Origin of the sequence: Mesobacillus sp., assembly GCF_047739415.1 — a bacterium.
GTDB lineage: Bacteria > Bacillota > Bacilli > Bacillales > Cytobacillaceae > Mesobacillus.
This window is the reverse complement of record NZ_JBIQOE010000019.1, coordinates 14,991-33,193: the sequence shown is the minus strand read 5'-3', so window position 1 is coordinate 33,193 and position 18,203 is coordinate 14,991. Positions and strand designations below refer to the sequence as shown.

The following is an 18,203-nucleotide window of genomic DNA, read 5'->3' as shown; positions in this document are numbered from 1 at the left end:
AAAGAAGCTCATTTGCGAGCTTCTTTTTTAACATCTTAGGAGACCCAACCAGCATCAGCCCAAAACTTTTTGGAACTATTGAGTTGTATGATCCTCTTACTATAGCCGATGTGTGTTTGTTCCGCATTAAAGTGTCTTTTCATAAAAAAGTTTCCCCTTTTTATGACGACTCTTTACAAACACATTTTTCGGTATAATCACCGAGAGACTCATTATTCCTTTTAGTAATCGTTTAGCCTTTCTTCACATCATGCATCCCGACTCACCAATCCATTTGGATTGTAAGCTGCCTTCAAGGATAAATTCGCCTAAAAACCGCTTCACCTGAAAGTTGATAGCTTCCTCTCAAACTGGTACCTTTCCAAGTATCAATTGATACTCTGTTGGTTAAAAGCTTCATTCCAGCGTACCAGTATATAATAGGCTGGACTTCCGCTTCTTCCCTTTTGAAATGAACCAAAAGGAGGCAACATTCATTCTGGTTTAACTTGTATTAGGTTCAAGATCCTGCGGCTGGTGATACTGATTTTGTAAAGAGAGGGTAACATCACTTTAGGAATAAACCTTTTTTCGTTCACTACGGAACGAACACAATTGGTTGAGCCTCCTAAGATGTTAATCACTTTCTTTCTACACTTTTATTATACCACCACACCCGAAATGTAAACCCTTACACTTGTGACCAATTAGTGTCTTTTCCAATGTTTATGACACAGATTAAATTACCCGTATATCCTTTACTTCAATACAAAAACTAGTCTTACCAGGGGGTGAGATTTTGGATAATAATAAAGAGGGTTTAAAACCGAACAAGGCTTTACTTAAATCAACATACACACCAAATCAACGCTATGTGCCCGGAGGGTCTGTTGATGAGCATCGGGATTTCGAAGCTGGAAATATTATTCTTACCGGGGATGAGATAAAACAGCAAAATGAAAATTTATGATTCAAGGTATGACACCGACATACAATGCAACCAATGCTTAAAACTTAACGAAGAGAGGTATTAAACTTGGATTCACTCGATCCGAAAAATTTGAAATTTGGTGATGAAGTGTTCGTAATTTATCGTAACCCTCATGTACCTTCTGTTTCAAACATAAAAGCTGGTGAAATTGTTCCGCATCCAAAAGATCCTAATCAGTTCGCCCTATTCCTGAACGAAACCTTACATGTAATTGAAGATGATGATGCTCTATTTGCTACACAAGACGCAGCCGAAAAAGCTTATTTTGAAGCAATGGATCCATATGACTCATAGTAATCCCCCTACCTTTTCAAAAGTTTCAAGAGCATTTTAAATGGGTAAAAATAGAAACGCAAGCCAATTTCCATTAGGAGGGATGAAGATGAAAGTTTTATCAGCATCTTCTAAGTTCGTCATTGGCTCTGCACTCGAAGGAGGATTTGTCTATCTAAAGAAAGGCATCCTTACCCCCAACAAAGTGATTCGACGTGGAAAGCTTTAAAACGGCAATTCCTCTTTCTAAAAGCACATCCAACCAGGGTGTGCTTTTATTATTGTAATCTTTAGAAAATTAAAGGGTTTTCTCAATATGAAACGAATTTAGTAAGCAATATAAATTTGTGGGGTGACCAGATTGCTTCAATTAGAAATTGAGCCGGCCTTGAATCCAAATGAAACCCGATTGCAACCTTCCTACAGAATGGACCTTAGAAATTTTACAGAAAAGGAATACAATAAGTTTGTAAAATTGAATACCGTGAATGATTGGAGCCAGCTAAGCTGGAAAGATGTAGGAAGACCATACGAGGTAACATCCTTCGCGCAGGAAAAGAAGGAATGGGAAGAAGTTAATCAACAAAGTCTTCCGGCGAACATCTCCTGGCAGATGTTCAACAAGTCGTTCCACGAGTGGTTCGTAAAGGATGTTCCTGCTGAAATGGACAATTCGAAACGGAATTTCATGAAGAGCCTTACGAATTTCAAGCTGACAGAAACAAAATCTGCATTAGGTGAATTGATCAGAATACATCTATGGAACTACGCTCACCGGGTCGAGGATGGCATTTGGGATCCAAGGGGCAAACGTGCTTTGTTTGAAGGACTTGATTTAAACAAGCCAAGAATTCTGTTCCTCGGTGCCGCTGAAGGATATGAAGCAATGCAGTTAAGCGCAATGTATCCAGGCGGTGACATTGTCTTTGTGGATTATGATCCTTTCTGCAAGGATACAAGGTTTGGAGAATTCCCTGATACTTATCCATTTCTGGGGAGCAATCCCTCAACAGGAGGCAATAAAGTCTACCATAAAAGTGATTTTGAGACTGAGTACATTGTTGAAGACATTCGCAAGCTTCCTTTTGGCCGAGAATTTGATATCGTCCTTAGTGTCGGATTACTCGAGCACTTCCCGGATTCTTTAAAAAGCGAAGTCGTGGATTGGCACACGAAGTTCCTAAAAACGGGTGGATATATCATCATGACAACACCCCGGGCTCAGTTAAAATCCAAGCTGTATTATGAAATCATGGCGGATGTCATGAACCACACATATAGGGAACTGATGACAGTCGAGCAGATGGGGCTTTATTTATATGAGAACGGTTTAGACATTTTAAGGCACGGCTTTATCAAAGTCCATAACGGTATCATAGCACGACCTCGATAAAAAACAGGCCCTTCTTAGAAGGGCCTGCAAATTTTTATAGATCCGATCTCTTTACAGGTTCCTCTTCGTTATTTGTCTGATTACCGGTACTTGAAGTGTACCCTACTCGATAGACAAAATCTTTCTTTTGTTTTAAAGCGTTGGGCATTTTGTATTGATCACCATTCGATTGAAATTCACCTTTATGCGACACTTGTACCCCTCATTTCCTGCTTACTGATAACCTCTGTTATTCAATTCATCTTCGGCTCCGGACGAGCGCTCAATCTTTCCGCCGATCTGCCCTTCTACATAACTGTCGCTGGCTTGTTCATGGGTCATAGCAAGCCCATTTGATAGCTCATCATTTTTTTGATAATCCGATGTATCGTACATACGTCCTGCAAGCCCAAGATTTTTACCTTTATTCTCTTTCATGAAAGTCCCTCCTTTCGTACTTAAATTATTTTTTGATATAAAGACTAAAACCATACTTCTCAATAGTATGGAAAAACAAAAAACCCTTTAAAATTGATAAGGGTTTAATCTAATTCCGTCTTTATCCTTTCACTAATTATCTGTTTCGAGAGACGTTTTTTTACATTATAAAGTATAAACTTTTTATACTTGGATTAGTGTCTATCTCCAGCGCCTAGCCAATTCTCATCCCTGATTTAGCTTCTTCGATTATCTTGCGAGAAGCGTTAGCTTTGAGCAACTCGAGTCGCTTGTCTAGCTGCGGCTCCTATCTCCTCGGGACGTTTCGGTTCTACCAATGAAGTCAAAAAGAACGACTTCACCGGTCGGCCCTCTAGCGCTTGTCGGGGCTGACCAAGGCGCTTGCGCTTTTCTTATCATCCTGCAGCAACCAGAATGTCAGCAATACACCGACTAATGTCATAGCAGCAAAGAATATGTACACCCCATAAATACTGAATTCCTCAAAAATGATGCCACCGAAGAACGTGAAAAACCAGTTACCTAATCCGTTGCCAACTGCGGAATAAATCGTCACTGCCGTAGCCGTAATATGCAATGGCGTGATATCCCGAATATACTGCAAACCCGCGGGAATGAACAATCCAAGTGAAAAACCCTGAATAACAGCTGATGCGTATACAAGAGATAAAGCAGGCTCTGTAAAATAAAAAATCCATCTAATTAATGACACTAGCGCTGCAATAAAAGCTACCTGGAGCAACCCTATTTTACGGATCCAGCTTCCAGCAACCCTCATGAATGGAATTTCGGATAACACAGCGATAAGGAACGCAATACCAATCCCAGTATAAGTGCCCCCTCGGTCCTCTACAAACAGACTGAAGTAAAAGTTATTGGCCAGGTTAGGACCAAAAACCATGAATGTAACTCCAAGGAAAATAAGAAACCTCTTCATCCGCATTAAATCCTTCATACCTGCGAAAAGACCACTTGGACGTCCCGAAGATTCTCTTGGCATTTTGAGCGAAAACGCTGCGGATATCAATAATGTCAGGAAAAACGCATAGAAAATCACTTTCGGGTTCCACTCGGACAATCGGCCCATTATAAAAACTGCTAGCCCAAAACCAAGGGAACCAAATAATCGAACATTACCATAATTGACTCCGGCATTGCTTGTATATTTTAAGGAAATACTATCTGACAAAGGAATGATTGCGCTTTGAAAAATCGCAAGAATAGTCGCTACAATGATGAAAGGAAAGAAGCCCTCGAAGAAAATATATCCCATAGCGGCAATCCCTGTTATCAAGGTTGTGAAAGTGAGCAGCACATTATGGGAATTTTTCATATCGGCAAGCATTCCCCAAAACGGCTGGAAGAAGATCATGATAACTGGACCAATAGACAGAATAATACCAATCTGGTATCCATTTAATTTTTCAACTTCGCTTAAGTAAACACTTAATAAAGGAAATAAGCTACCTATGCCAAAAAACACAAAAAGATAAAAACCTTGCAAAGTAAAGATGTTGCGCTTGATGTGCTTGTCCATTTGTATCCTCCGAACTGATGAATTATAGAGTTTGAGTCATATTTTACCACTATTTTAATATAAGAATAGATAATTTTGTTTTAAGCATCATAAAAGAATAAATAAAGCGTTTTCAATTTATGTTTGTCATGTTAAAATAATGTTGCTGATAAGTGATCAGACGTCTGCTCACTAATAATCCATAACCATCTTGCCATAAGAGGCGGTGAAAACATGAAAGAAATTATCTTAAGCTTAGTTGCTGGTTTAGTAGTAGGAATCCTCTTTAAATTCCTGAAGCTTCCTCTTCCAGCACCTCCTGTACTAGCGGGTGTCCTCGGAATTGTGGGAGTTTATTTAGGTGGAGTTGTCGGGGAATGGATCTTGAATTCCTTTAAAGGCTGACAGGACAAGGCTCTTTTTAAAGCTTTGAAATTACGGAATAAATGCCTGATCCTCTCGAAACGAGCCCCTTTCCTTTAAATATCGAGCTGAATTTATATGTCCTTAGAACAATTAATGCAAATATAGCGATAACTAAAATCCACGGATTCCTCCGTGGATTTTTTAATTGCTTACATTCGCTTAAATGCATTTTGTCCATACACTGATTGGGTTTTAATTTTATTCTTTTCGCCTACCACTCCTTTGGCATTCAGGTAGACATATAAAGTACCAACAAAAAATCCTCCGCCTATTATATTCCCCAGTGTAACAGGCAGTAGATTGAATATACTTCCGGCAATGCTGACAGTTTCAGGATGGGGAACAAACAGTGCAATCGAAAAGAGGACCATGTTAGCAACACTATGCTCGAATCCTGACACTACAAAAGCAAAAACCAAAAGCATCATGACTCCTATTTTTGCTCCATCTCCTTTTACATTAAACGGAACCCATACAGCAAGGCACACTAGCCAATTGCACAGGATTGCACGAAAGAACAATTGATAAGCAGGTGTGTTCATTTTCATGCTCACAGTTTCCATCATGTATTGGGATTTTTCTGGTGATATAAAAATGCCCGACAGCATTATAAGAATTCCAAAGAATACCGCTCCTATCAAATTTCCGGAATAACACGCTATCCAATTTTCAATGGTATCTTTCCACGTTGTTGCTTTTTTTAAAGAACTGATTGTCATCATCATTGTGTTGCTTGTGAATAATTCTCCTCCACCGTACAAAATCAGGACAAGAGCCAAGCCGAAAAAGATCGAGCTAGCGATAGGTGTCGCAGCTGAATGAGTATCATAAAAATATTCACCCAGCCGGTATGAGACCATGATGCCAAAGCCAATATAAACTCCGGCAAGTGCTGCCCGAAGCAGGTACTTTGCCTTTGACTCCCTTAGATACTTTTTCTTTTTTAAAGCTGTGGCGATAGCTACTTCCATTGGCTGTTCACTCATTTTTAAGACTCCTCTGTTTGTGAATAAAATCACATATTTTGCTGTTAGATTAATCTTAAACCTGAAATTTGGGTTTGTTAATAGTAAACACCATGAACTGTTTATGTCCATTTTCGAAGCGTTTTCATCCTTAAAATAAAGGGTTTTTATCCTAATCAGGCTTCGATCCTTAATGATGAATAGGGGAAATCCTTTATAAAAGATCAAAAGAATGTTTCATTCAGCTCACTATTTACCCAAAAAAGAGCCCTTTCCAAAAAAGGCTCTCCTTGCATGTAATAGATTCATGAATCATCACGTATAACACGTTCTTCAATATGTTTTTTATCCATCTGGTTCAACAGCTTTCGGTGCTCTTTGGACTCAAATATAATACTAAAATCATAGTCTTCTGGATAAAGCTCTGATGCAGGCAGATTCAGCTTCAGGCGCTTATAATTAACCTCGATTTTACCGTCCCTGACTTGGACGAGATAATTGCCCTGACTGTCAGGGCCTCTAAAAATCACGCCTAGTTCTCCTCTACTTAATACATGTACACTGTCTCCCATTTGAAATCTTGTTACCGGCTTCTTAGAAACAGCAGATGACCTCTTTCTCTTGTGTCTGTTAGCAATGATTTGCTGCTCTCTTGCTTTCAACGCAGAAGGGTCGTTAGTAAATAACGCAGTATAATCCTTCTCAGATTTGTAGGTTATCGTATGCGCCCGTTCGATTAGCTTAGGATGGATGCCAAGTTTCAGCGCAATTGCAAAAGCCTGGCTTTCCCCGCCCTTTCCGATACGCAGACGGTAAGTGGGCTTAAGTGTTTCAAGGTCAAATTCCATTGAACCGTTCATGAAATCCTCATGATTGTCAGCAAAGTCTTTAATCTCGCTGTAATGAGTTGTCGCAAATATAGTTGCCCCTTTATTGTTCAGATTCTCAAGGATGGCTGTAGCAAGCCCCATCCCTTCTCCTGGGTCAGTGCCGGAACCCAATTCATCAAGAAGGACAAGCGTCTTGTCATTGGCTTCCTTCAATATCTCTATAATATTGACTATCCTGGAACTGAACGTGCTTAGATTTTGCTCAATGCTTTGACCATCTCCTATATCGACAAGCACTTTATGAAAAATCCCTGCAGCACTCTCCTCTCCCACCGGCAGAAGCAGTCCGCTTTGTGCCATTAACGACAGCAGCCCCGCTGTCTTGATGGATACGGTTTTCCCGCCTGTATTTGGCCCGGTAATGACAAGAGCATGATAATCTGTACCAATTTCAATCGTTAATGGAACAGCTTTTTCACCAAGAAGAGGATGGCGTGCATCATTAAACAAAATGATTGGCTCCTCTAGAATTCTTACTTTTGTAGCATCAATAGACCTGCAATATTTTGCCTTTGAAAACAGATAATCATAATGAACCATAGTCTCAATAGCCATTCGGATTTCTTTCTCTTTCCCCTCAGCCAAACCAGTCAAGGCAAACAGCACCTTTTCAACCTCTGCTTGCTCGTCTAAATATAGCCATTCCATCTGATCCTGGAACATGCCAATTTCCTCGGGTTCTACAAAAAGAGTTGAGCCTGATGCTGATGTATCGAGTACCGTCCCTCTAACCTTGCCGCGGTATTCCTTCTTCACAGGAACAACATACCTGCCGTTTCTTTGGCTGATGACAGCTTCTTGAAGAAATGGTTTAATTTTTGCAGATTTCAGCAACTGGTTGAGCTTCTCTTTTAAACGCTCTTCCTGGATTCCAATTTGTTTCCGAACCTTCAATAAATCCCTTGATGCGTAATCATCAATTTGTCCGTTTCGAATACATCTTTGTATCTCATCAGCAAGTTCGGGAAGTTCTTCGATCGCAAATACGTATGCAGAAACTCTAGGAGCCACATACTCCTTATCCTTCATAAACCGGCGGATCTTATTGCAGGTTTCCAGGAAGGAAAGCAATTGCACGAGTTGTTCAGTCCTAAGCGGGATTCCCTTGTTAAAGCCTTTAAGAACCATTTCCATCCCTTCAAGACCGTGGATTGGAACACTGGAGCTAATCCTTAGAATTTCAATCGCTTCATAAACTTCCTCCTGCCAGCTTGTGATTTGATGCAGATTGATGGAAGGGAGCATTTCCCTTGCTTTTACACGCCCTGATTCAGTCATAGCAAAACCGGCGATCTCTTCCTTTACTTTATCGTAGCCAAGAATTTCAAAAGTTTGTTTGTTCAATTCTTACTCCTCCTTAAATACCGAAAAGCGCAAGCGCCTTGTCCAGCCCCGACAAGCGTTGGAGGGGCGACCAGTGAAGGCGTTTTTTGACTTCATTGCGCGAACCCAAACGACTCGAGGGGCTAGACGCTGGAGTTGGACACTAATCGTGGTACAAATCATTAAATTTTTTATAAATTAAAAAAGCCGCAATGGAACAAGTCCACAGCGGCTCCTAAAATGCCTCACAGTAATGGCTGCAGGCACTTCTCTCCATAAGAAAAAGCTGTGTACAAATACACAGCTTCTGCTCACGGATATCAAGCATGCTTTACTATGTTCTTTGTTCTTAACATTCAATCCAGCGCATAATTAAATAAACCTATTATAGGTCTAATTAAAAAATCCGGATTGACCGTATGAAATTAACGGTTAGTTAAGAACGACACCTAACATAAAACATACTCCCTAATATAAATATTATCTTCTACAATAGATTACTTCTTCTTAGCCAATATAGTCAACCACAATTAACCAGTTAAAAGAAAAATATAGATAAATTACTCGTACTAAAAATAATGTTCACATTTTCTCTATTGACCTCTTGTTTATATTTCATTTTAAATTAGGTTAACAACGGACGGAAAAGGTGGAGATTTTGTGGCCGGCCATGAGAATCAAAATAAATTAACTTATGAGATGAGCGAATTAATAAAAGCCTCAGAAAAAATCATTAAATTTAAAAAAGGTACTTTTTTATTCCGCGAAGGACAGGAAGCAAAAGAAATGTTTATTATTCTGTCCGGCAAAGTACAGATTTCAAAAATGAACGCGGAAGGCAAAGAATTGTATTTAAGATTATGTAATAAAAACGATATTGTAGGCGAGCTAACCCTCTTTACAGTGGGTCCAAGATATTTATTCAACGCAAGAGTAGTTGAAGAAGGTGAGGCCGCAGCGATTAATATTGAGAACCTGGAACAAACGTTGTTCAACAACAGCCAGCTTGCATACCAATTCCTAAAATGGATGAATGACCATATCCGAAAAACAATCACTAAATTCCGAGATCTTGTCCTGCACGGCAAAAAAGGAGCTTTATATTCCACACTGATTAGGCTGAGCAATAGTTACGGCATTCAAAAGGACGATGGCATCCACATCAACGTACCGATCACGAACCAGGATTTAGCAAATTATTGTGGAACTGCCAGGGAAAGTGTCAGCCGCATGCTTGGGGAATTGCGTGATGAAGGAATCATCTCCATATACAGAAAAAGGATTATCATTCATGACCTACTCTACCTCAAACAAGAAATCGACTGTGAAAATTGTCCGATAGAATATTGTAATATAGATTGAATTAAAAAAGGAAACCTGTGGAGGTCTCCTTTTTCATTTGCTTCCTTATAAAAATACCGGGAGAATTATTGGCAGGAATAACGAAGTGATTATAGCGGCCATACCCATGGATGCTCCTGAAACTGCGCCCTGCAACTCTCCTTCCCTGGCGGCTTCTGCGGTACCAATTCCGTGAGCAATGGTGCCGATTGCCAAACCTCTCGAAAAAGGGTCGTAGATTTTCATGGTGTTCATAAGAAATGGGCCAATCATCGCCCCGAGCATGCCTGTGATCATGACGAACGCAGCAACCAAAATCGAATCTGCGCCGATGATCCTTGCAACCTCCGATGCTACAGGTATTGTAATAGACTTAATCGTCAAAGAAACTAGGATTAAATCTGATAAGTTAAGCAAATACGCTATGAACACAGCTGAGAGAATGGTCGAGACTATACCTGCTATAAGACCGGACAAAGCCGGAACTGCGTAAGCAGAAATGACTTTTCTTTGCCGATATAATGGAACAGCTAAAGCCACAGTAGCCGGCCCCAGAAAATAGGTCATAATCTCACTTGCTGGTTCATATTCCTTATAAGGTATATTCAGCAACAGCAACACGGTAATTACAATCACTGTACTTAAAAATACCGGGGATGTTAGTGGAGATGGATATTTACCCGCGGCCTTCCTGGCGAGAAGGTATGCAAGCAAGGTTATGAGGATGCTAAAGATCGTGAGCAGAGTTTCCAGTTTCCTTCCCCCCCTTACGCTTTATCAGCACATGTGAAGTGCCTCCCGCAAACACCATGCCTACAATAGCGCTCAAAACTAAAATAACCGCAAGTTGAATGCCATTTTCTGCAATAAGACCCCCGAGAGTCATCAAACCAACTGAAATTGGCACAAAAAAGAACGATAAATGCCTAACGAGAAAATCCGCTGCGCCTTCAAACCATTCAAGCCTGACGATCCTCGTCCATAAAAGCACGAAAAGAAGGATCATTCCCAAAACATTACCCGGAATACGCAGCTCAAACAGCTCTACAATATAAAAGCCGGCTTTGTTAATCAGGATTAACCCTGTGATTTGAAATAAGTATTTTATGATTTTATCAGCTTTCAAAGCTTAATTCCCCTTTATTTTTCCCTTTAAGTTGAAATTGTTTTACCATTCATTATAAATCTCATTCGTTATATTGCAAGAATATTCACTTATCTTTTTTCTGGAAGTTGAATGTTTAACATAGTTCACACAATGTCCATATGATTTTCCTCATATTTCTTATATCTTTATAAGGGGGAGGATTGTGTTATGAAAAAAATCTATCTTATCAGCTCACTTATTGTATTAATAGGAATTACATCGGGAATCTCATTTTTTCTAATTCGGGATGCGAACGCACAAATTCCAGAGGACATCACGCTTGTCACCATGGATGAAGAAAACTATACTTTTGGTGAAGAAACAGAGGCTATCAAGCTTGTAGAATTCATTTATACTCATTGTCCTGATATCTGCCCAACGACAACACAAAAAATGAACCTACTTCGCAAAGACTTAATCCAAGAAGGTGTTTATGGTAAGGAAGTACAATTTGTAACTATTACAATTGATCCATACCGAGATACGCCTGAAGTTTTGAGGAAATATATGGACAATTTCGGACTCGAAAACGACGGAAATTGGATCTTCTTGACGGGTGACCCAGCAGACACTTTGGAAGAACAAAAGAAAATCAAACAGGTTGCCGATACATTCCAGTTTCAGTATCGTGATCCAGGGAATGGGTTTTACGTCCACAGTACATTTACTTATCTGATTGATAAAAACAACAAATTCATAAAAAAATTCCCAATGGGGGAAGATTTTAATAAAGATGAAGTATTCGAAGAAATAATGGATGAAATATAAGCATACAAAAAAGCGGTCCTTTGCACCGCTTTTTTGTATGCTATTTACCGCACTGATCAAGCTTTTCATTATGACTCATAGATGAGATTCATGAAGGGTTCAGCAAAATGAGGAGAGCCTGTCTATTTCTTAATGTGAATTCACTGTTGTGGGATGTTTCTCTGTTTTTTGCAGGGAGAAAAATTCTGATTTTGGCTTAGTGAAGCTGACTTTTATCCCTGATTCCTTTAGGCGGTTAACAAAATCAACCAGCTGCTTTTTAGCCATTTTCAAAAACTCCTTTTATCCAACTTTGTCTATTATTATTCTACATGAAAAATATGAAAAATGTGTGAAAATGAGCAAAAAAATTGACACCAGCTTTATAAAAATTTCACAATTTTCCCAATAGAACCTCCGAAGGCATTGTGATATATAGATATAAACTATCTCGATTACTCACTACTCTCGCTTTTTCCCACTTTGCCCCCTTTAAAAACACCATTCCACAAAAAAATCGTAATCATACACTTTAATACCTGCCCTATCTTTAAAAAGAATTCGCTCATAGCAAACAAACATGTTATAATCTTTGGGATATATATTAATGGAGGCTACTAAATAAATGATTACAGTTCAAAATGTCGGCTTGAGATATGGTGACCGCAAGCTTTTTGAAGATGTTAATATTAAATTCACTCCGGGAAATTGCTATGGCCTGATCGGAGCAAATGGTGCAGGCAAATCCACTTTCCTTAAAATCTTATCAGGTGAAATTGAAGCGCAAACAGGAAATATTTCAATGACACCTGGTGAGCGTATGGCTGTTTTGAAGCAGAACCACTTCGAATATGAAGATGTCGAAGTACTGAAAGTCGTCATAATGGGACATGCCCGTTTATATGAAGTCATGCAGGAAAAAGATGCGATTTACATGAAGGCAGACTTTACAGATGAAGACGGCATGAAAGCTGCAGAGCTTGAAGGTGAATTTGCTGAGCTTAATGGCTGGGAAGCAGAATCCGAAGCAGCGATTCTTCTTAAAGGTCTTGGTATTGGCGAAGAGCTTCATGATAAAAAAATGGCTGATATTGGCGGCGGAGAGAAAGTAAAAGTACTTCTTGCGCAAGCTTTATTCGGTAAGCCTGACGTGCTTCTGCTTGACGAGCCTACCAACCACCTTGATATTGCTGCGATTCAATGGTTAGAGGAATTCCTGATCAATTTTGAGAACACGGTTATTGTTGTATCCCACGATCGTCACTTCCTGAATAAAGTATGTACTCATATTGCCGACCTTGATTTTGGCAAAATTCAGCTTTATGTCGGGAACTATGATTTCTGGTACGAATCAAGCCAGCTGGCATTAAAAATGCAGTCGGATACTAACCGCAAAAAAGAAGAGAAAATCAAGGAATTACAAGCGTTCATTGCTCGCTTCAGTGCGAACGCATCAAAATCCAAGCAGGCCACTTCACGTAAAAAGCTTCTTGATAAAATCTCGCTCGATGACATCAAACCATCATCGCGTAAATATCCATACGTTGGATTTACTCCTGATCGTGAAATTGGTAATGACTTATTGAGAGTTGATGGAATTACCAAGACGATTGACGGCGTAAAGGTTTTGGATAATATCAGCTTCATCATGAATAAAGATGACAAAATTGCACTTGTTGGGAAAAACGAAATCGCGATTACGACATTATTCAAGATTCTTACCGGAGAAATGGAACCTGATAGCGGAACTTTCAAGTGGGGTGTAACGACCTCTCAGGCATACTTCCCTAAAGACAACTCTGAGTTCTTTGAAGGAAGTGACCTTACCCTGGTTGACTGGCTTCGCCAATTCTCACCAAAGGATGACAGCGAAAGCTTCCTCCGCGGGTTCCTTGGCCGTATGCTTTTCTCTGGTGAGGACGTACTGAAAAAAGCAAGCGTACTTTCCGGAGGCGAAAAAGTCCGCTGCATGCTTTCAAAGATGATGCTATCTGGAGCAAATGTCCTCCTGCTGGATGAACCAACGAACCACCTGGATCTTGAATCCATCACTGCCCTAAACAATGGCATGATTAATTTTAAAGGTTCAATGATCTTCTCATCCCATGACCACCAGTTCGTTCAAACTGTGGCAAACAGGATTATGGAGATCACTCCTTCAGGGTTGATTGATAAGCAGATGACTTATGATGAATACCTTGAAAATGAAGAGCTTCAAAAACAAATTGCAGAAATGTATGCTTAAACACCAAAACCCTCGGACAATTTCCGAGGGTTTTTATTTTGCTGCTTTTAACCTCTTTTTTGCTTCTTACGTGAAGAAGAAGCAGTACGGCTGCCCGTTTCACTGACCGTAGTTCCCTGCCCTTCCACCTGGCTTGAGTTTAGGCCAATAGTTGATGAATCTTTTTTCCTTTTATTGCTCATGCTTACCCCTCCTGTCACTATTAGTTTTCCCTAATATTGTCTTGCGTTAAGAATATTTTATACTTGTGCCGGACAACTTAAATTAGTGAGGAGGTGTTATTGATGGCAAGAGTTGGTGTAGAACAATCTCTTTCTAACATATCAGCAGCTTTGCGTGAAAGAGGACATGATGTCGTCGAATTGCGTTCTGAAGCAGACGCTCAAGGCTGTGACTGCTGTGTAGTCACTGGTATTGATTCAAATGTTATGGGAATGCAAGATGTTTCGACACAAGGATCAGTCATTGAGGCAAACGGTCTATCCGCAGATGAGGTTTGCAGGCAGATTGATCAAAAGACCGGACAAAATCAATAACATTTACGAAACTGCCATTTGGCAGTTTTTTTTACTTTTTATATCCCCCAGCATCTTAATCAATGATATTTTCACCAACTTGTGATATTTTTTTTATGTGGGATCCTTTTTATTCGACATAATCAGTTATGTTAATTGTATATGTTTAAAAAGGATTTTTTTGAAAGGATGTCATGATTGAGGAATTTACATATAATAATTTTTTTAGCCCTATTATTAATCATTCCGGGCTGTGCAGAGGACAGCGACCCTATTAAAACTGAACTAACCATCTCTGCAGCAGCAAGCCTCAGTGAAGTTATGGAGGAAGCTGGGCAAATATATATGAAAGAGAACCCAGGAATTAAGATTGTTTATAACTTTGGAGGTTCCGGTTCTCTTCAGCAGCAAATTTCCCAAGGTGCACCTGTAGACCTTTTCATCTCTGCAGCTGAGGACAAATTCAATACCCTTCAGAGCAAAGGGCTAATCGATCAAAATCATAGCGTTAAGCTACTCAATAACGAGCTTGTTCTAATCACCCAGAAAAGCAACACAACTATTGATTCAGCAGAATCACTGACTCAAGATAATATCAAAAGAATCGCCCTCGGCACACCGGAATCTGTTCCGGCGGGAATGTATGGGAAACAGGCGCTGCTTTCTTTACGATTATGGGAAGAGTTGGAGCATGGAAAGAAAATTATCTTTACTAAGGATGTCCGTCAAGTACTTTCTTATGTAGAAACAGGGAATGTCGATGCTGGCATCGTTTATAAAACGGATGCGATGATTTCTCAAAAAGTAAGAATCCTTCCTTTTACTAAAAAGAATTTGCATGATCCGATTGTCTACCCTGCAGGTGTGATTGCGGGAACTAAACATCCGGAAGAAGCTGTTGACTTTTTCAATTTTCTAAAAGGAAAAGAAGCAAGGGAAATTTATAAAAAATATGGCTTTAAAGCAGCATTGGAATGATTATGTATGGGCAGTGAATTTTGGACACCGTTAAAACTTTCCCTAGAGATTGCATCAATCTCTGTGGTGTTTGTATTTTTATTCGGTATATTATCTGCAAAATACATGGCAAAAAGGCGTTTCGTTGGAAAAATAGCAGTTGAGACACTTTTAACATTGCCTCTAGTACTTCCTCCAACTGTAGTTGGATTCCTATTAATCATCATTTTTGGAATAAATAGCCCAATCGGAAGAATGATTGAAAGCATGTTCGGCAGTCCCATTATGTTTACCTGGTGGGCAGCAGTGATTGCTGCTTCTGTCGTTGCCTTTCCTTTAATGTATCAATCTGCAAAGACAGGCTTTTTGTCAGTTGACCCAGGTGCCGAGGAAGCAGCAAGAGTTGACGGAGCGAATGAATGGAAGGTATTTTTATATGTCACATTGCCCCTCTCAGCCAAGACTTTAATCACCGGGGTTATTCTCAGCTTTGCGAGAGCTCTCGGGGAATTTGGGGCAACGCTTATGTTTGCCGGCAACCTCCCAGGAAGGACCCAGACTGCGCCGACGGCAATCTATATGGCGATTGAGTCTGGCAATATGGAATCTGCCTGGCTTTGGGTAATAGCCCTGGCTGGTATTTCTTTTTTAATGCTGCTTTCAACATCGTTATTAAAACAGTAAAGCAAAAAATCAACTTTCAGTATTGGAAACGAGTCGTGTTTTACTCTTGTATTTATACTCTCATAACATAAAGGAAGCCATGATTACTTCATGGCTTCCTTGCTTTTATTCGCCTATCGAAACAACGTACTTTACAGGTTCCCCAATCTTCTTCTTATCCTTATCAACCAGGTCCCCTGCCAGAATTTCCACTTTGTCGAGGTTATCAAGTTCATCCACAATAAAACCAAGATTCCCCTGCTTCTTTTGTCCGGCTAAAATCTCACCATGTAACTCTTCCAAGTAGAAGTCATCTTCCCAAGTTTTGTGAATTGTGTCATTGATATTTACCAGTGCTACCGGCCCAAAATGATAACTTTCCTCAGCATTGTTCTTTACTTCAACCCCAATTTTAACAAAATCAAATTCTTCATCATGTGTATACGGATGGTAGAAATCGATCAGGCTGTAATCAGGGATAAAGTGCAGCAATTTAACATCTTTGATTGTATAAACAATTCCATCCAGATTAAAAGTTTTATTCACTTCTTTCACTGCCTTAAGCGTTAACTCACCTTTGTTGTCAGTAAAAGAATCGCCCGCATTTCTCAGCGTGGAATCATCAGTTACTTGCGGATTAGGGGCATATCCATCCTTATTTTCAATCACTTGTTGACTTTCAGCTGTTTCAGCAGCCTTTGTTTCTTTATTTATTTCTTCCTTGGCAATCGAACAGCCAGAGAGAATAGATACAGCTATCATAAGTTGTAAATATCTTTTCAATATGAAAACCCCTTTTCAAAAAATCTCCCGCGGATCCAAGGCACCTGCGGGAGATTTTCAAATTTATTATTTTCTCTTGCCGTTTACTAGAATGTCAAAGATATTTTTTGCATTGTCAGTGTTGTCGATCTGTCCGTAGAAACGTTCTTTCCCAGGACCGAATGCAAACACAGGTACGTCTTCACCGGTGTGTCCGCCTGTTGTCCAGCCAGTGTGGGAACGTTTATCAAAAATCTGTTCAATAGCGTCGTCAATGTCCCTGGCTTTCTTTGTTAGAGCAACGTCTTTTACGGACTGAAGCTCTTCTGCAGTCAGCTCAGGGAGACCTACAGATTTAAAGTCAATATATTTTTTTAATGTATCTTCAGCATCCGCACCGTTAGCAATTTCTGCAGCCATGAAATCTGGAGTGCGTTTTGCAGCTTTGATCGGTGCGCCGAACCAGTTGTAGATTCCATCTGCACCGATTGAATATCCACCGGTTGAATGGTCAGCAGTCGCAACGACTAAAGTATTCTTGTCCTTCTTGGCAAATTCGATAGCTGCTTTATATGCTTTCTCGAAATCTTCCATTTCACTCATTGCTGCAACGATATCATTGTCATGTCCAGCCCAGTCGACCTGGCTACCTTCTACCATTAGGAAAAAGCCGTCCTTATCTTTGTTCAAACGGTCGATTGCAGATTTGGTCATTTCTTCAAGGGAAGGAGTTTCTTCATTGCGGTCAATCATCTTGTCCATTCCACGCGGGGCAAAAAGACCAAGTACTTGATCGTTGCCATTCTTTAATAAATCTTGTTTATTCTCTACATAGCTGTAGCCGGCACTCTTGAATTCCTCAACAAGATTACGATCTTTACGGTCAAACAGGTCTTTACCGCCGCCTAGCATTACATCGATTTTATGCTCGCCATTGATCATTTCATCAAAATAATCATCAGCAATTCCGTTCATGTTCTTCCGGGTTTCATCATGTGCACCAAAAGATGCAGGCGTTGCGTGTGTGATTTCTGAAGTAGCTACAAGGCCGGTTGCTTTTCCGCTTTCCTTAGCAGCTTCCAAAACTGTCTTTACTTCAGAGCCGTTATTGTCAACTGCGATAGCATTGTTATATGTTTTGATTCCTGCAGACATTGCTGTTGCTGCCGAAGCAGAATCTGTTACGTTTTGATCAGGATCTTCAGGGTATGTCATTTGGTTACCGACAAGGTACTTGTCAAATTCTGTCTTCTCAGCTTCTACTGTTTCAGGATTGTCTTTCAAGTAGCGGTATGCTGATGTATAGGAAACTCCCATTCCGTCACCGATCAAAAAAATAACATTCTTAATTTCTGCACTGTTATCTTTTGCTTCATTTTTCGCTTCCGCATTGAATGTACCTACCAGGCTGCCGAACGCTACAGTTGAAAGAACAGCGATCGGGAGAATCTTCTTTTTAAAGTTTGCTTTAATCATTTCAAGACCTCCAGAAAAGTTATTTACTACGCCTCTTACTATACTGGCAATCTATTAATATCTTATTAACACACTGTAAAAATACATTAATTCATTGTAAAACCTCTTTACAATCTTGTATTTTACTTTTCAGGAATAAACTGCCTATCCAGACCA

The 18,203-nt window shown here is 39.9% G+C and carries 21 protein-coding genes; 11 read left to right on the top strand and 10 right to left on the bottom strand.

What is annotated here, in order from left to right:
- The 4 genes from ACH0QE_RS01505 to ACH0QE_RS01490 all read left to right on the top strand — a co-directional run.
- Positions 1-197: hypothetical protein (locus ACH0QE_RS01505; RefSeq protein WP_415798978.1), on the top strand; the 197-nt coding region annotated here is incomplete at its 5' end.
- Between the two features lie 581 nt (positions 198-778).
- A complete protein-coding gene (locus tag ACH0QE_RS01500; RefSeq protein WP_415798977.1) occupies positions 779-949 on the top strand; it encodes a hypothetical protein in 171 nt (56 codons plus the stop codon).
- 66 nt (positions 950-1,015) lie between these two features.
- Entirely contained in the window at positions 1,016-1,264 is a 249-nt protein-coding gene (locus ACH0QE_RS01495; protein WP_415798976.1) for a transcriptional regulator SplA domain-containing protein, read from the top strand.
- A gap of 340 nt (positions 1,265-1,604) precedes the next feature.
- The gene (locus ACH0QE_RS01490; protein WP_415798975.1) at positions 1,605-2,636 is read left to right on the top strand and encodes a class I SAM-dependent methyltransferase; all 1,032 of its coding nucleotides are present in this window, start codon (positions 1,605-1,607) and stop codon (positions 2,634-2,636) included.
- Positions 2,637-2,849: 213 nt separating this feature from the next.
- Here the strand turns inward: ACH0QE_RS01490 and ACH0QE_RS01485 are convergent, their stop codons facing one another.
- Positions 2,850-3,053 carry a YozQ family protein gene (locus tag ACH0QE_RS01485; RefSeq protein ID WP_415798974.1) on the bottom strand — a complete coding sequence of 68 codons (204 nt, stop codon included), beginning with the start codon at positions 3,051-3,053 and terminating at the stop codon, positions 2,850-2,852.
- 373 nt (positions 3,054-3,426) lie between these two features.
- Complete coding sequence (locus ACH0QE_RS01480) at positions 3,427-4,611, bottom strand: MFS transporter (RefSeq protein WP_415798973.1); 1,185 nt, start codon at positions 4,609-4,611, stop codon at positions 3,427-3,429.
- Positions 4,612-4,824: 213 nt separating this feature from the next.
- On the opposite strand from ACH0QE_RS01480, the gene ACH0QE_RS01475 reads away from it, so the two are divergent.
- Positions 4,825-4,995, top strand: coding sequence for a XapX domain-containing protein (locus ACH0QE_RS01475; RefSeq protein ID WP_192471710.1), 171 nt, complete (start codon positions 4,825-4,827; stop codon positions 4,993-4,995).
- A 170-nt stretch (positions 4,996-5,165) separates the two neighbouring features.
- Here ACH0QE_RS01475 and ACH0QE_RS01470 read toward each other — a convergent pair whose 3' ends face one another.
- Positions 5,166-6,002, bottom strand: coding sequence for a formate/nitrite transporter family protein (locus ACH0QE_RS01470; protein WP_415798972.1), 837 nt, complete (start codon positions 6,000-6,002; stop codon positions 5,166-5,168).
- A 284-nt stretch (positions 6,003-6,286) separates the two neighbouring features.
- Positions 6,287-8,215, bottom strand: a complete 1,929-nt coding sequence (locus tag ACH0QE_RS01465; protein ID WP_415798971.1) for an endonuclease MutS2 — start codon at positions 8,213-8,215, stop codon at positions 6,287-6,289.
- A gap of 678 nt (positions 8,216-8,893) precedes the next feature.
- Between ACH0QE_RS01465 and ACH0QE_RS01460 the strand changes: the two genes are divergently transcribed.
- Positions 8,894-9,556 carry a Crp/Fnr family transcriptional regulator gene (locus ACH0QE_RS01460; RefSeq protein ID WP_415798980.1) on the top strand — a complete coding sequence of 221 codons (663 nt, stop codon included), beginning with the start codon at positions 8,894-8,896 and terminating at the stop codon, positions 9,554-9,556.
- Positions 9,557-9,601: 45 nt separating this feature from the next.
- On the opposite strand, the gene ACH0QE_RS01455 is transcribed toward ACH0QE_RS01460, so the two are convergent.
- Together ACH0QE_RS01455 and ACH0QE_RS01450 are read right to left on the bottom strand one after the other, a co-directional pair.
- Positions 9,602-10,249: an LrgB family protein gene (locus ACH0QE_RS01455; RefSeq protein WP_415798970.1), complete on the bottom strand. Its 648-nt coding sequence runs from the start codon at positions 10,247-10,249 to the stop codon at positions 9,602-9,604.
- A gap of 13 nt (positions 10,250-10,262) precedes the next feature.
- Positions 10,263-10,661, bottom strand: a complete 399-nt coding sequence (locus ACH0QE_RS01450; protein WP_415798969.1) for a CidA/LrgA family protein — start codon at positions 10,659-10,661, stop codon at positions 10,263-10,265.
- Between the two features lie 189 nt (positions 10,662-10,850).
- Between ACH0QE_RS01450 and ACH0QE_RS01445 the strand changes: the two genes are divergently transcribed.
- Positions 10,851-11,450, top strand: a complete 600-nt coding sequence (locus ACH0QE_RS01445; protein WP_415798968.1) for an SCO family protein — start codon at positions 10,851-10,853, stop codon at positions 11,448-11,450.
- Between the two features lie 129 nt (positions 11,451-11,579).
- On the opposite strand, the gene ACH0QE_RS01440 is transcribed toward ACH0QE_RS01445, so the two are convergent.
- The gene (locus ACH0QE_RS01440; RefSeq protein ID WP_023627787.1) at positions 11,580-11,717 is read right to left on the bottom strand and encodes a hypothetical protein; all 138 of its coding nucleotides are present in this window, start codon (positions 11,715-11,717) and stop codon (positions 11,580-11,582) included.
- A 337-nt stretch (positions 11,718-12,054) separates the two neighbouring features.
- On the opposite strand from ACH0QE_RS01440, the gene ACH0QE_RS01435 reads away from it, so the two are divergent.
- Positions 12,055-13,674 (top strand): ABC-F family ATP-binding cassette domain-containing protein, encoded by a 1,620-nt coding sequence (locus ACH0QE_RS01435; RefSeq protein WP_415798967.1) that lies wholly within the window; start codon positions 12,055-12,057, stop codon positions 13,672-13,674.
- Positions 13,675-13,721: 47 nt separating this feature from the next.
- Here ACH0QE_RS01435 and ACH0QE_RS01430 read toward each other — a convergent pair whose 3' ends face one another.
- The gene (locus tag ACH0QE_RS01430) at positions 13,722-13,856 is read right to left on the bottom strand and encodes a YuzL family protein (protein ID WP_415798966.1); all 135 of its coding nucleotides are present in this window, start codon (positions 13,854-13,856) and stop codon (positions 13,722-13,724) included.
- A 102-nt stretch (positions 13,857-13,958) separates the two neighbouring features.
- On the opposite strand from ACH0QE_RS01430, the gene ACH0QE_RS01425 reads away from it, so the two are divergent.
- The 3 genes from ACH0QE_RS01425 (at position 13,959) to modB (ending at position 15,830) form a co-directional block, all read left to right on the top strand.
- Complete coding sequence (locus ACH0QE_RS01425) at positions 13,959-14,210, top strand: YkuS family protein (protein ID WP_415798965.1); 252 nt, start codon at positions 13,959-13,961, stop codon at positions 14,208-14,210.
- Between the two features lie 177 nt (positions 14,211-14,387).
- On the top strand, positions 14,388-15,167 hold the full coding sequence (gene modA, locus ACH0QE_RS01420; RefSeq protein ID WP_415798964.1) for a molybdate ABC transporter substrate-binding protein: 780 nt from the start codon (positions 14,388-14,390) through the stop codon (positions 15,165-15,167).
- A 6-nt stretch (positions 15,168-15,173) separates the two neighbouring features.
- On the top strand, positions 15,174-15,830 hold the full coding sequence (gene modB, locus ACH0QE_RS01415) for a molybdate ABC transporter permease subunit (RefSeq protein WP_415798963.1): 657 nt from the start codon (positions 15,174-15,176) through the stop codon (positions 15,828-15,830).
- Between the two features lie 105 nt (positions 15,831-15,935).
- Here modB and ACH0QE_RS01410 read toward each other — a convergent pair whose 3' ends face one another.
- Positions 15,936-16,592 (bottom strand): DUF4352 domain-containing protein, encoded by a 657-nt coding sequence (locus tag ACH0QE_RS01410; protein ID WP_415798962.1) that lies wholly within the window; start codon positions 16,590-16,592, stop codon positions 15,936-15,938.
- A 66-nt stretch (positions 16,593-16,658) separates the two neighbouring features.
- Positions 16,659-18,047 (bottom strand): alkaline phosphatase, encoded by a 1,389-nt coding sequence (locus ACH0QE_RS01405; protein WP_415798961.1) that lies wholly within the window; start codon positions 18,045-18,047, stop codon positions 16,659-16,661.
- Positions 18,048-18,203 lie beyond the last annotated feature (156 nt).

Bases quoted from the DNA above. Each gene is read 5' to 3' on its own strand.
- ACH0QE_RS01485 (WP_415798974.1), bottom strand. From the start codon at position 3,053: ATGAAAGAGAATAAAGGTAAAAATCTTGGGCTTGCAGGACGTATGTAC.
- ACH0QE_RS01480 (WP_415798973.1), bottom strand. From the start codon at position 4,611: ATGGACAAGCACATCAAGCGCAACATCTTTACTTTGCAAGGTTTTTAT.
- ACH0QE_RS01475 (WP_192471710.1), top strand. From the start codon at position 4,825: ATGAAAGAAATTATCTTAAGCTTAGTTGCTGGTTTAGTAGTAGGAATC.
- ACH0QE_RS01470 (WP_415798972.1), bottom strand. From the start codon at position 6,002: ATGAGTGAACAGCCAATGGAAGTAGCTATCGCCACAGCTTTAAAAAAG.
- ACH0QE_RS01460 (WP_415798980.1), top strand. From the start codon at position 8,894: ATGAGCGAATTAATAAAAGCCTCAGAAAAAATCATTAAATTTAAAAAA.
- ACH0QE_RS01445 (WP_415798968.1), top strand. From the start codon at position 10,851: ATGAAAAAAATCTATCTTATCAGCTCACTTATTGTATTAATAGGAATT.
- ACH0QE_RS01440 (WP_023627787.1), bottom strand. From the start codon at position 11,717: ATGGCTAAAAAGCAGCTGGTTGATTTTGTTAACCGCCTAAAGGAATCA.
- ACH0QE_RS01435 (WP_415798967.1), top strand. From the start codon at position 12,055: ATGATTACAGTTCAAAATGTCGGCTTGAGATATGGTGACCGCAAGCTT.
- ACH0QE_RS01430 (WP_415798966.1), bottom strand. From the start codon at position 13,856: ATGAGCAATAAAAGGAAAAAAGATTCATCAACTATTGGCCTAAACTCA.
- ACH0QE_RS01425 (WP_415798965.1), top strand. From the start codon at position 13,959: ATGGCAAGAGTTGGTGTAGAACAATCTCTTTCTAACATATCAGCAGCT.
- modB (WP_415798963.1), top strand. From the start codon at position 15,174: ATGGGCAGTGAATTTTGGACACCGTTAAAACTTTCCCTAGAGATTGCA.
- ACH0QE_RS01405 (WP_415798961.1), bottom strand. From the start codon at position 18,047: ATGATTAAAGCAAACTTTAAAAAGAAGATTCTCCCGATCGCTGTTCTT.